Below are 12,310 nucleotides of genomic sequence, written 5' to 3'. Positions count from 1 at the left end.
AGTGATAGCTAATCACTATACAAACTAAGATACAAGGTAGGATAGATTTGCGAATAAGAGAATGGCAGTGCAGTAATGAAAAATGTCTCAGTCTAAATGATCGGGACATTAATGCTGCAAAGAACATTCTTGCGCTTGGGCATAAGCGTCTAGCTGTAGGAATCATCTCCGTTTAAGGGAGGTGAGGATGTCAATAAAACAAAGTATCAATATTTTATTGGAAGGCGTGCCCGAAGAAATTGATATTGAAAAATTACGTAATGACTTATTGGCTTTGAAAGGAGTAGAGGGTATTCATCAATTAAAGGTCTGGGCCATTACTTCGAAAAATGTGCATTTAACAGTCCATCTATTTGCACCCGAAGCTGATCGGAATACCTTATATTTTGACGCGATTGAGATGTTACGGCATGAATATGGCATTACCGAGATGACGTTGCAGATAGAGGAAGATGAATGTTTGGTACATCAACATGCCCAAGTTCATGATCACGCACATGAACATGCTAAAAATGATCATGCGCATCATCACGATGAGTCACATCAACATTAAGCATGATGTGACTTTTTTAAGCGAGAATATTAAATTTCCCACTCGTGATTACATTCGCGACATTTCCATTTTTTTTGTGATTGCATGAAACCCTGCATTGAGATTTTAAAATCTGGTAGGTCACGATAAAACATAAAGCCAGCAATCACACAAATAATAAATACAATCACGGTTGCGGTTTGTAATGTTGTGCCAGCACCATCACCAAAGATCCACATCGAAATGCTGATTAATACAAGCAGCAATAAAATAAATACGGTAGGGATCAACATCATCAAGCTTTTAGGCACAACAGGACGTGCGACAGGCTCACCTGCTTGCGCTTGCGGCATAATTTTAGGGCTTTGGCATTTAGGGCAACGGTATTGCATTACAACTCCATAATTTTAATCTATGGTTTATTCTAATCTGAATCATGTAGAAAGCAAAAAACACAGTGAAAATTGTGATGAATAAAAGCCAAGAACAAAACTCTAGGCAATAAAAAACCCAAGTCGCAATGCTTGGGTTTTTTATAAAGATTACTTTAAAAGCAATCTTGAATATGGCGTCCCTACGGGGATTCGAACCCCGGTTACCGCCGTGAAAGGGCGATGTCCTAGGCCTCTAGACGATAGGGACAAGTGAGGCAACGTTGATTTGGTTTTTACGCCATCTCTCGGTATGGGCGCTATATTAGGGATATAACGCCCATCCGTCAACTAAAAAATTAATTAAGCTTCATCAACTGCATCATTTTTCGGCAGTTTTAAGCTTTCATTGAGTTTTTCCCAGACTTTGGCTTCTTTTTTACTCGGTCCGCCGATAATTTCAAGTGCATGACGTAAACGTGCGAAGGTTAAATCTGGACCAATCGTCACCATTGACTGCATCACAGGGGTAGATGAAGTTGAACCTGCAATCGCAATAAAGAAGGTTGGCATGAAGTCACGGAGTTTAATGCCCATTTGGTTCGCCAAGTCCATGAGGGTTTGGCTCACGGTATCGTTGTTCCATGTGAACATGCTTTCCAAACGCCAAATTGCAAATTGCAGGCTTTGACGTACTTGTTCTTCTGTCAATTTTTTGCTTTCAAACTGCTCTTTGCTCAGGCTTGGGAACTGGTTAAAGTAGAAACCAGCCCAGTTCACCGCTTCAGACAATAGATTGATACGCGGTTGAATCGCTGCTGCAATGTTTTCAAGGGTTTGACGGTCAGATTTCCACGCAAGTAGCGTATTTAACAACTCAGCAGGGGTTAAACCTTTAATCCATTGACCATTGAGCCAATTGAGTTTTTCCACATCAAAGATTGGACCACCCAAAGACACACGCTTAATGTCGAAATGTTCAATCATTTCAGCCAAAGTGAATTTTTCACTTTCATCTGGCATTGACCAACCCATACGACCCAAGTAGTTCAACAAAGCTTCTGGTAGTACGCCGATATCTTTGTAGTAATTGATCGAGGTTGGGTTTTTACGTTTAGATAATTTTGATTTGTCTGGATTACGTAATAGCGGCATGTGGCAAAGCACCGGCATCTCCCAACCAAAGTATTGATACAGTAATTGGTGTTTTGGTGCAGATGGAATCCATTCTTCACCACGGATTACGTGGGTGATTTGCATTAAATGGTCATCGACAACGTTGGCCAAATGATAGGTTGGTAAGCCATCTGTTTTTAACAGAATTTGCATATCCACTTGCGCCCAAGGGATTTCAACTTCGCCGCGCAGCATGTCTTCAAATTTACAAATACCCTCTTCTGGCACTTTCATGCGAATTACATGTGGTTCACCCGCGACTAAACGACGAGCGACTTCTTCAGGTGTATGTTTTAGACCACGACCATCGTAGCGAGGTGATTCACCACGTGCTTGTTGTTCAGCACGCATTTCATCAAGTTCTTCTGCAGTCGCAAAGCAATAGAACGCATGGCCTTTATCAACCAGTTCTAATGCATATTTTTTATAAATATCCATACGTTCAGATTGGCGGTAAGGTGCATGAGGACCACCGATATCTGGACCTTCCGACCAGTTTAGACCTAACCAACGCAATGAATCCAAAATCATTTTTTCAGATTCAGGGGTAGAGCGAAGTTGGTCTGTATCTTCAATACGAAGAATAAATTCACCGCCATGTTGTTTTGCAAAACATAAGTTAAACAACGCAATGTAGGCAGTCCCAACGTGAGGGAAACCAGTAGGAGAAGGTGCAATACGCGTACGAACAGTCATAATCAGCTTTTAATCAGAATGTAAATTGGGAACTATTATAACGAAAAAGCCTGATCACTTAATGCTTAATTAAACATTCAATGATCAAGCTTTTCTAGATAGGCGAGGGAAACCTATCTATATGAACTTAGTGCGTTAACATCTCAAGTGAAATTAAGAATTACTGCCTGAGAAAATTGCTTGCACAAAACGTGAAAAACTTTGGTTTTGTGAAGCAAAGAAACTTTGTGAAGGTGGTGCTTTAATCGATGTCAGTACTTTAAGACTGTCATCAGAACGGCCTTTACCTTCTGACTTTTGTTGACTGATGGCTTTTTCAATCAAAGACGAGCGTTCAGCCGGCATGGTAACTTTGCTGTTTGCTGCTGTACTGGTCGCTGCACAAAATGCAGACTGAGCGGTAAATGCCATGCCCAATCCAAGGCATACTGCATATGAAATTTTCATGTCCAAATCTCCCCCTATTTGGTAATGGAGCTTTATTTTGAAAAATAGTTTTAATGTTTAGTCTACGATTTAACCATCTTATGTAATTAAAAAGTAGAACCAAGTCACAATTTTTACAAAAAAATAATAAAAGTCTGTTCAAGTACTACCTAAATAGACTGTTTTATCCCGAATTGGCGTAGTTTTAACAGACAACTGTGAAGATAGCATGAAGATGTTCATCCATATTTTATTTTTTAGTGCTATTGATATGGAAAATCGGCATTTTGAGCTCTTTATTCCATAGCAATAAGTGTGGATATTTTTGTAAGTGATTCACTATTAAAATTAATTGGTATTTTAGTGATGTTTTTAAATCTTCGATAAAGCCTAAAGCTAGGAAAGAAGAGCCTTAATTTTTTAGGCGCTGTGGAGGTGTGTATATCCAAAGAGCAAATTATTCTTTGAATATATTTGATGATCTAAGATTTAAGTTGCAGATACAAAAGTGAATGACAGTCCAAGCCATTAAGATAAAGAGCTTAGTTATCCATTTTTTGATATATGCAATGCATAAAATTCTATATATTGGGAATAAGTAGATTGTTTTGATTATTTTTAAAATAAAAAACAATAGTTTAAATACTTGGAGTCGTTAAAAGACTACACTTAGTCGCTGGTTGTGACAATTGCGATTTATGGCTCTATTTCATATATTTAGCGACATTGAATCTAACAAATGCCGACCGTCATGAAAACTCAATTTAAAGCGTGGATCAGTGCTGCATTACTTGCAACAGGCGTTGCTTTTACAGCAACGACGACACAAGCTGCGGACCGTGAATTTTTAAATGTATCTTATGATGCAACGCGTGAATTTTACGATGAATTCAATAAGTCTTTTGGTGCTTATTGGAAGGCACGTACAGGGAAATCGGTTGACTTTAAACAATCGCATGGTGGTTCAGGTAAGCAAGCACGTTCAGTGGTCGATGGTTTAAAAGGTGATGTGGTGACTTTGGCCTTGGCGAACGACATCGAAGAAATCGTGAAATCAGGTCAGATTCAACCAGGTTGGCAAAAAGAATTTCCGCATAACTCTGCACCTTATACTTCAACCATTGTATTTATGGTACGTAAAGGCAATCCAAAACAGATTAAAGATTGGTCTGATTTGGCAAAACCGGGCGTACAGATTATTACCCCAAACCCTAAAACTGGTGGTTTACCGCGTTGGGTTTACCTATCTGCTTGGGGCTATGCGCTGAAACAGCCGGGTGGTAACGATGCGAAAGCCAAAGAGTTCGTAGGTAAAATGTATCGCAATGTAAAAGTGATGGACTCGGCAGCGCGCGCATCGATGACGACATTTGCAGAGCGTGGTATTGGCGATGTGTTATTAACGTGGGAAAATGAAGCCTTAGTGACACAAAAAACTTTGGGTAAAAATAAATTTGATATTGTTTATCCATCGATTTCAATTTTGACTGAACCTTCGGTGGCAATTGTCGATAAAACGGTCGAGAAAAATGGTAATAAATGGTTAGCGCAAGGTTATATCAATTACCTGTATTCTCCATTAGGTCAGGACATGGCGGCGAAACATTTCTACCGTCCGCGCAACGCACAGATTTTGGCGAAATACAAAACCCAGTTCCCACCATTAAAAACCTTTACGATTGATGAAGTCTTTGGTGGTTGGTCTAATGCGCAACAAGCTCACTTTGTAAATGGCGCAATCTTTGATCAAATTTATAACAGCAAACGTTAAGATTGCCGCATAAGTTTGATGACTCAAAACCTCCTTCGGGAGGTTTTTTTCGATATGACAAAAATAAAAAACGGTTTTCCCTATGAAAAATAATATTTCTGTACAAAAAGACGTTTGGAGCTTTGCTAAAACAAGGTAATAATGTGCAGTTACATTTTTAGTTGTGTTGAACGGACCCTTATGTCGCATATTTCTGTATTACTTCATGAAACTGTTGATGCTTTACTGGCAGATCGCAATACAGGAATATTTGTAGATGGCACATTTGGGCGAGGTGGACACACCCGTTTATTGCTGTCTAAATTAGATGAAAATGCACGTGTGTATGCTTTTGATAAAGACCCACAAGCGTTAGCAGTTGCGGCTGAATTGGAACAAGAAGATCCACGTTTTAAAATCATTCATGCCAGCTTTGCCGACTTAAAACAAGAACTGCAAAATCTTGGTATTGATTCAGTGGATGGCATTATGGCCGATTTGGGTGTGTCGTCACCGCAGCTGGACCAAGCCGAACGTGGTTTTAGTTTCATGAAAGATGGTCCGCTGGATATGCGGATGGATAACTCTCAAGGACCAACAGCGGCACAGTGGTTGGTCGATATTGATGAAGAAGATTTGGCAAATATTATTTTTAAATATGGCGAAGAACGTTATAGCCGTCGTATTGCTAAAGCAATTAAAGCCGCAGGTTATATTGACACAACGGCTCAGCTTGCGGAGATTGTAAAAGTTGCGCACCCAAAATGGGAAAAAAATAAACACGCCGCAACACGGACTTTCCAAGCAATTCGTATTGCTATTAATAAAGAACTCGACGATATTGATATTTTCTTACCTCAAGCCGTGGATATGCTTAAGCCAGCAGGTACGTTGGCCGTGATTAGCTTCCATTCTTTAGAGGATCGACTGATTAAACAATTTATCCAAAAAGAATCAACACTTGCTGAAGACACGGGCTGGGGATTACCACAAAAACGCGAAGATACCCGCCGCTTAAAAAAAGTGTCACGGATTAAAGCCAGTGATGAAGAAGTAAAAGCCAATCCACGCTCACGTAGCGCTTGGCTTCGTGTGGCAGAGCGTTTAGCTTAAAAGGCAAAGAATGAAAACCGAAGCAGTAAAACAAATATCAAATAAGTTGCAGACCAAAAAAATTGTCGTCTATGGCATTTTGTTGTTGCTGGTATTTGTCAGTGCAATTATGGTGGTATTCCAAGTGTTTGAATATCGTCAAGATTATCGTCAGTTAAGTACATTTATGCGTGAGCGTGATGATCTGAATGCTGAGTGGGGAAGGTTGTTGATTGAACAGCAAACCTTCGGTGCCACTGCCCAAATTGGTACGCGTGCAGTGACTCAGCTTCGGATGTATTCACCGCCCGTTGCACAAACTGTGGTTATTTCATTGCCCCAAACTTCAGAACAGAAAAAATAGGCTGCCTGTCACATGGTTGAAAAGAGAAACAAACAAGTTCCACGTAAAAAACAGCAGTCTGTTACTGGCAGAACGGCGATTGCCGTGGAGATGTGGCGCTACCATTTAATGTGGGCAGTGGTATTACTGTGTTTTGTGGCCTTGGTTGGGCGGGCATTCTATGTGCAAATCGTCAATAAAGACTTTTTGCAAAATAAAGCCAATGCCAGAATTTTAAGAACTGAAACCTTAAAAGCCATGCGTGGCGTGATTTACGATCGACATGGTGTGCCTTTGGCGATTAGTACGCCAGTGATGAAAGTGGTGATTGATCCACGGGATTATTTTGACAATAAAGCGCTGTTTGAAGAAACCACGGCTGAATTAGCCAAAGATCCAAATAACCGCAAATTAAAACGTCAGTTACCAGATAAAAACCTGAATTTGGACGAGCTGGCCGATGCGGTTGGCATGGACCGTGCTGAACTGAAACGTAAAATGAATGAGCGCCCGCGTTCGCGCTATTTAGTACTGAAAAAAGAAGTGCCACCTCAGCAAGCTGAATTGATTTTAAAGCGTGATTTTCAGGGTGTATATACCGAGAAAAACTATAAGCGTTACTATCCGCAGCCACAGCCGAACTCACAAATTATTGGTCTAACCAATAGTGAAGGGATGGGGATTGAAGGCCTGGAAATGCAGCTGAATAAACGCCTTTCAGGGATTGATGGGGCACAGCAGATTGTCCGTGACAAGAAAGGCAATCGTGTTAAAGACCCTGAAATTGTAAAAGAAGTCGAATCGGGTGAAAACATTACCTTAAGTATTGATTCACGTCTGCAATATATTATGTATCGCGAATTGACCGCGGCGGGTGTAGCCAATAACGCACGTTCTGCAACAGCGATTGCGGTAGATGTAAAAACCGGTGAAATCTTGGCAATGACTTCATGGCCATCTTATAACCCGAACGATAAAAAAGGTGTATTGAATAAAGATGCCATGCGTAACCGTGGTGCAATTGATTCATTTGAACCGGGTTCAACCATGAAACCGCTAACGATTGCGATGGCGCTCGAAAGCGGAAAATATCAGCCAAATACGGTGGTGAATACTTCGCCGGGTTCAATGCGTGTAGGTAATCATACCATTCGTGATACACATAACTATGGCGCTTTAACCTTGGGTGGGATTATTCAAAAATCATCCAACGTGGGGGTGGCCAAAATTGCACTTTCATTGCCATACGAGACATTACCAACATTTTATAAACGTCTTGGCTTTGGACAGCGCTCTGCGGTGAAATTCCCGGGTGAAAGTGGTGGTTTAATCCTGCCACCAAGCAAATGGAATGTATCCGAGGTCGCAACTATGGCCTATGGTTATGGTTTGAATGCCACAGTACTGCAAATGGTAGATGCCTATGCCATGTTGGCAAACAAAGGGCTAAAAATGCCTTTGAGTTTGTATAAGCTAGAAGATCAGCCCAAAGGTGAGCAAGTGATTGATCCTAAAATTGCCGATCAAGTGTTGCTGATGATGGAAACTGCAACGCTACCGGGTGGTACAGCTACTCGTGCAACCATTCCAGGTTATCGTGTTGCCGGTAAAACGGGGACTGCGCATAAATTACGTGCAGACCGTAAAGGCTATTCGACCAATGAATATCGTGCACTATTCGCAGGTGTTGCGCCGGTCAGTGATCCGCGTTTAGCCATGGTGGTCGTGGTGGAAAATCCACAAGGTACCTATTATGGCGGTACAGTGTCGGCACCGGTATTTTCACGTGTCATGCAAGAATCTTTACGTTTAATGAACGTACCTTTAGATAAACCCTTAGATACTCCCAAGATCCAGTAATAGGTGATGAATGAAAATTCGGTTTCAAGATCTATACACCGTTGAACAGCCCGCTGAATGGATGACGCAATCCTTTCAGGGCTTCAATCTGGATAGTCGTAAAGTGACAGCAGGGCAAATATTTATTGCCCTGACTTCGTTCTCACAGCCTGAAAAAACGCTGCAATATGCACAAGCTGCTTTAGATCATGGCGCGCTTGCCGTGATTTCGGAAACTGATTTAGGTTTAGTCAAAGGTTTGGTGGTTGCGGATGTTCGTCATTTGATGGGGCAATGGCAAAAGCAATATTTACAAGCCACCCAACCCGTTCAAGCTGCACGTATTCTGGCGGTTACAGGCACCAATGGTAAAACCACGATTTCCCGCTTAATTGCTGAATTGCTGATGCTGCAAGGTAAGCAATGTGCGGTGATGGGGACGACAGGCAATGGTATTTTACCCAACTTAGAAGCATCGTCGCACACCACCTTGGATGCGCTACATATGCAAAATGCGCTGCATAGTTATGCGCAGCAAGGTGCTGAATTTGCAGCAATTGAAGCCAGTTCACATGGTTTGGAACAAGGGCGTTTAAATGGTTGTGCGATTGAAATCGCTGCTTATAGTAATTTAAGCCGTGACCATTTGGATTATCACAAAACCCTTGAAGCCTATGCTGAAGCGAAGTCGCGTTTATTCCAATTTGCATCGTTGAAAGTGGCGATTATCAATATAGATGATGCGTATGCGGAAGTGATGTTGAATGCAGCCCGCCAAAATCTAGCACAGCCGAAAATTTTAACGTATTCGACTACGCAAGCTGCGGATTATCAAGTTGTTGATATTCAATACAGTCTCAGTGGTGCACGTTTTAAATTAGTCACGGCACAGGCTGAATTTGAGGTCCACAGCCCATTGCTCGGTCATTTTAATATTGAAAATATAGTGGCAAGTTTAATTGCGGTAGAGCAAGCTGGTTTTGATTTAGCAGCGTTGATTGCGACAGCGCCAAAACTGAAAGGTGCGCCGGGGCGTATGCAGGTGATTCGCGATGATGAGCGTTTGTTTGTCGTGGATTATGCACATACCCCAGATGCCTTAATTCAAGTGTTGCAAACCTTGAAACGTCATGTGTCGCAGCAACTTTGGGCAGTGTTTGGCTGTGGTGGTGACCGAGATCGTGGTAAGCGCCCACTGATGACTCAAGCGGCATTAGGTCATGCTGATGTGGCTTTGATAACTTCAGATAACCCACGAACAGAAAACCCTGAACAGATTTTTGCAGATATGAAAGCGGGTATTGATTTTACCGGACAGACCGTCCATGAAATTCATGACCGCCGTGAAGCGATTAAATACGCAGTCAACCATGCGCAAGCAGGGGATATTGTGGTGATTGCTGGTAAAGGCCACGAAAACTATCAAGAAATTGAGGGTGTTCGTCATTGGTTTGATGATGTGGTGGAAGTGAAATCTGCAATAGATGTGCAGCACCACAACACAGATTCGGCTTATCCAGCGCAATAGGAATAGATATGCACACTTCAACGACCAGTACGGTTCCGTTAGAGCCATGGACAGCAGAACAGCTAGCAGCAGCGACCCAAGGCCATTGGCACAATAATAAAATGCCTGATGGGTCAATTAAACGTATTTTGACCGATTCTCGTCATGCAGAACAAGGGGATGCCTTTTTAGCCTTAAAAGGTGAACGTTTTGATGCACATAACTTTGTGCCGCAAGTCGCAGCTCATGGTTGTGAAGTCGCAATTGTCAGTCATCCAGTGGATGCCGATATTTGTCAGTTGGTGGTTGCAGATACGCGTCTTGCACTCGGTCATTTAGGGGCTTATCGTCGTGCACAAAATTCACAGCTGAAAGTGATTGCCTTGACCGGTAGTAGTGGTAAAACCACCACCAAAGAAATGCTCGGCAGTATTTTATCGCGTCTTGCGCCAACGCTGATTACGCGCGGAAACCTGAATAATGATTTGGGTGTGCCGATGATGTTATTGGAACTTCGTCCTGAACATCAATATGCGGTAATGGAGCTAGGTGCCAGTCATAAAGGTGAGATCGATTACACCTCCAATCTGGTGCAACCACAGGTGGCCGGTATTCTCAATATTGGGACGGCACATATGGGTGAGTTTGGTGGTCGCGAGGCGATTTGCCATGCCAAATCAGAGATCTATGCACATATTGCCAAAGCGGGTACGTCGATAGTACCTGCGGCAGATGATTTCACCGATTCAATTCGTGCTGCTGTTCAAACCGAGCAGGTGATGAGCTTTGGTCAAGGTGGTGATGTATTTGCGACTGAGACCGAGTTGCAGGCGCAATCTGCAAACTTTGTGTTAAATACGCCACACGGTTCACGTGCTGTGCAATTGCCCTTTGCTGGTGAGCACAACGTACAAAATGCAACTGCTGCTGCAGCATTTGCACTATCGATTGGTGTGAGTCTGGATGACATTGTCATCGGTCTGGAACAAGCCCAAGGTGCGAAAGGTCGTTTAAACTTTATTGCCCATCAATCTCATTTATTTATTGATGATACTTATAACGCCAACCCAACCTCAATGCGTGCCGCTGCCGAAGTACTGGCACAGCAAGCGGGCATCAAAGTCATGGTGATGGGAGATATTGGCGAACTGGGTTCATCCGCTGCACAGCAGCATTATATGTTGGGGCGTGACCTTGTATCGGTAAAAGACATTAACTTTGTTGTTGCGGTCGGTGAGTTTTCACCGGCGGTACAAGAAGGTGCACGCAGTACCCAATATGGTAAAAAATTACAGGCCTTTTTGTCACAAGAGCAGGCTTTGCCATTTTTAATTAGTCTAGTCAAAACACATCAGCCTCAGTCCATGAGTTTCCTGTTTAAAGGTTCTCGTTATACCCATATGGAAACTTTGATGGCTGAATTGATGGAGAAACTTTAATGCTGTTATGGTTATTTGAGCAGCTTGCGGGTTATCACAGCTCGTTTCAGGTTGTTCGTTATTTAACGCTTCGTTCGCTACTCAGTGTCTTAACGGCATTGGCCATTGGTCTGCTGCTTGGACCGGTGATGATTCGCAAATTGCAAGCTCTCAAATATGGTCAAGCAGTCAGTTCATTTGCCCCAGAAAACCATGCGAAAAAAATGGGTACGCCGACCATGGGTGGCGTGCTGATCCTGCTCTCCATTGGTATTTCAACTTTACTTTGGGCTGATTTGTCTAACCCATACGTATGGATTGTACTCGGGGTAATGGTAATCTTCGGTGCTGTAGGTTGGGCGGATGACTGGATTAAAATCCGTTATAAAGACAACGCAGGGCTACCCGCGAAGAAGAAATTCTTCTGGACTTCAGTGGCATCTTTAGGTGCAGGTATTGCTTTGTATGTCATTGCAACGCAACAAACGAATCCTGTGCATACTGCCAACATGTTGGATTTGTTGATTCCATTCTTTAAAGACATCAGCATTCCACTTTCAATCATTCCCTTAGGCATTGGCTTCATTGTCTTTACTTATCTAGTAATTAATGGTGCGTCTAATGCGGTCAACTTAACCGATGGTCTTGATGGTTTGGCGATTATGCCAATTGTCTTGGTTGCAGCAGGTTTAGGTGTCTTCGCATACCTTGCCGGTGACGTGCGTTTTGCCAATTATCTGCATATTCCGTATGTGAAATATTCATCTGAATTGGTGGTGATCTGTGCCGCAATGATTGGTGCTGGTTTGGCATTCCTATGGTTTAATGCGCATCCTGCTCAAGTGTTCATGGGTGATGTAGGTGCATTATCATTGGGTGCAATGCTTGGTACGATTGCGGTGATGGTTCGTCAAGAAATCGTGTTTGCAATTATGGGCGGTGTATTTGTAGTAGAAGCTATTTCAGTCTTTCTACAAATTGGTTCGCTACGCATGCGTAATAAACGCGTGTTCTTAATGGCACCATTACACCATCACTATGAGAAAAAAGGCTGGCGCGAGACGCAAGTGGTGATCCGTTTCTGGATTATCACAATTATGCTGGTAGTTTTAGGTCTAATGACTTTAAAATTACGTTAAGCAAATAAATAAACAAAACCG

Annotated in this window: 10 protein-coding genes, 1 tRNA gene and 2 pseudogenes; 9 read left to right on the top strand and 4 right to left on the bottom strand. The window is 42.4% G+C overall.

Going from position 1 to position 12,310, the window contains the following annotated elements:
• Positions 1-32 precede the first annotated feature (32 nt).
• Positions 33-176 (top strand): annotated as a pseudogene (locus ACN6OV_RS02390) (RNA-guided endonuclease TnpB family protein); the annotation flags it as partial.
• Positions 177-193: 17 nt separating this feature from the next.
• A pseudogene (locus ACN6OV_RS02385) lies at positions 194-553 on the top strand (cation diffusion facilitator family transporter); the annotation flags it as partial.
• Between the two features lie 29 nt (positions 554-582).
• Here the strand turns inward: ACN6OV_RS02385 and ACN6OV_RS02380 are convergent.
• The 4 genes from ACN6OV_RS02380 to ACN6OV_RS02365 all read right to left on the bottom strand — a co-directional run bounded on the left by ACN6OV_RS02380 (position 583) and on the right by ACN6OV_RS02365 (position 3,222).
• Complete coding sequence (locus ACN6OV_RS02380) at positions 583-924, bottom strand: hypothetical protein (protein WP_427949333.1); 342 nt, start codon at positions 922-924, stop codon at positions 583-585.
• A 174-nt stretch (positions 925-1,098) separates the two neighbouring features.
• Positions 1,099-1,174 (bottom strand) — tRNA-Glu (locus tag ACN6OV_RS02375).
• 92 nt (positions 1,175-1,266) lie between these two features.
• A complete protein-coding gene (gene gltX / locus ACN6OV_RS02370; RefSeq protein ID WP_427949331.1) occupies positions 1,267-2,775 on the bottom strand; it encodes a glutamate--tRNA ligase in 1,509 nt (502 codons plus the stop codon).
• A 153-nt stretch (positions 2,776-2,928) separates the two neighbouring features.
• A complete protein-coding gene (locus ACN6OV_RS02365) occupies positions 2,929-3,222 on the bottom strand; it encodes a hypothetical protein (RefSeq protein ID WP_427949329.1) in 294 nt (97 codons plus the stop codon).
• A 730-nt stretch (positions 3,223-3,952) separates the two neighbouring features.
• Between ACN6OV_RS02365 and ACN6OV_RS02360 the strand changes: the two genes are divergently transcribed.
• From ACN6OV_RS02360 to mraY, 7 genes are all read left to right on the top strand, one after another.
• Positions 3,953-4,972, top strand: a complete 1,020-nt coding sequence (locus tag ACN6OV_RS02360; RefSeq protein ID WP_427949327.1) for a sulfate ABC transporter substrate-binding protein — start codon at positions 3,953-3,955, stop codon at positions 4,970-4,972.
• A gap of 180 nt (positions 4,973-5,152) precedes the next feature.
• Complete coding sequence (rsmH, locus tag ACN6OV_RS02355) at positions 5,153-6,064, top strand: 16S rRNA (cytosine(1402)-N(4))-methyltransferase RsmH (RefSeq protein WP_427949326.1); 912 nt, start codon at positions 5,153-5,155, stop codon at positions 6,062-6,064.
• Between the two features lie 10 nt (positions 6,065-6,074).
• A complete protein-coding gene (gene ftsL / locus ACN6OV_RS02350) occupies positions 6,075-6,407 on the top strand; it encodes a cell division protein FtsL (protein WP_427949324.1) in 333 nt (110 codons plus the stop codon).
• 12 nt (positions 6,408-6,419) lie between these two features.
• Positions 6,420-8,246 carry a penicillin-binding protein PBP3 gene (gene ftsI / locus ACN6OV_RS02345; protein ID WP_427949322.1) on the top strand — a complete coding sequence of 609 codons (1,827 nt, stop codon included), beginning with the start codon at positions 6,420-6,422 and terminating at the stop codon, positions 8,244-8,246.
• A gap of 10 nt (positions 8,247-8,256) precedes the next feature.
• Complete coding sequence (locus ACN6OV_RS02340) at positions 8,257-9,753, top strand: UDP-N-acetylmuramoyl-L-alanyl-D-glutamate--2,6-diaminopimelate ligase (RefSeq protein WP_427949320.1); 1,497 nt, start codon at positions 8,257-8,259, stop codon at positions 9,751-9,753.
• A gap of 8 nt (positions 9,754-9,761) precedes the next feature.
• Positions 9,762-11,171 carry a UDP-N-acetylmuramoyl-tripeptide--D-alanyl-D-alanine ligase gene (locus tag ACN6OV_RS02335; protein ID WP_427949318.1) on the top strand — a complete coding sequence of 470 codons (1,410 nt, stop codon included), beginning with the start codon at positions 9,762-9,764 and terminating at the stop codon, positions 11,169-11,171.
• Positions 11,171-12,289 (top strand): phospho-N-acetylmuramoyl-pentapeptide-transferase, encoded by a 1,119-nt coding sequence (gene mraY, locus ACN6OV_RS02330; RefSeq protein WP_067763009.1) that lies wholly within the window; start codon positions 11,171-11,173, stop codon positions 12,287-12,289. The genes ACN6OV_RS02335 and mraY overlap by 1 nt, the downstream gene beginning before the upstream one ends.
• Positions 12,290-12,310: the final 21 nt, after the last annotated feature.

Source organism: Acinetobacter sp. (assembly GCF_050285345.1).
GTDB lineage: Bacteria > Pseudomonadota > Gammaproteobacteria > Pseudomonadales > Moraxellaceae > Acinetobacter.
Note: the sequence above shows the minus strand (reverse complement) of the source record. Positions and strands in the feature narration are given on the sequence as shown.

Excerpts from the sequence above, each read along its gene's own strand:
- ACN6OV_RS02380 (WP_427949333.1), bottom strand. The coding sequence starts at position 924 with ATGCAATACCGTTGCCCTAAATGCCAAAGCCCTAAAATTATGCCGCAA.
- gltX (WP_427949331.1), bottom strand. The coding sequence starts at position 2,775 with ATGACTGTTCGTACGCGTATTGCACCTTCTCCTACTGGTTTCCCTCAC.
- ACN6OV_RS02365 (WP_427949329.1), bottom strand. The coding sequence starts at position 3,222 with ATGAAAATTTCATATGCAGTATGCCTTGGATTGGGCATGGCATTTACC.
- ACN6OV_RS02360 (WP_427949327.1), top strand. The coding sequence starts at position 3,953 with ATGAAAACTCAATTTAAAGCGTGGATCAGTGCTGCATTACTTGCAACA.
- rsmH (WP_427949326.1), top strand. The coding sequence starts at position 5,153 with ATGTCGCATATTTCTGTATTACTTCATGAAACTGTTGATGCTTTACTG.
- ftsL (WP_427949324.1), top strand. The coding sequence starts at position 6,075 with ATGAAAACCGAAGCAGTAAAACAAATATCAAATAAGTTGCAGACCAAA.
- ftsI (WP_427949322.1), top strand. The coding sequence starts at position 6,420 with ATGGTTGAAAAGAGAAACAAACAAGTTCCACGTAAAAAACAGCAGTCT.
- ACN6OV_RS02340 (WP_427949320.1), top strand. The coding sequence starts at position 8,257 with ATGAAAATTCGGTTTCAAGATCTATACACCGTTGAACAGCCCGCTGAA.
- ACN6OV_RS02335 (WP_427949318.1), top strand. The coding sequence starts at position 9,762 with ATGCACACTTCAACGACCAGTACGGTTCCGTTAGAGCCATGGACAGCA.
- mraY (WP_067763009.1), top strand. The coding sequence starts at position 11,171 with ATGCTGTTATGGTTATTTGAGCAGCTTGCGGGTTATCACAGCTCGTTT.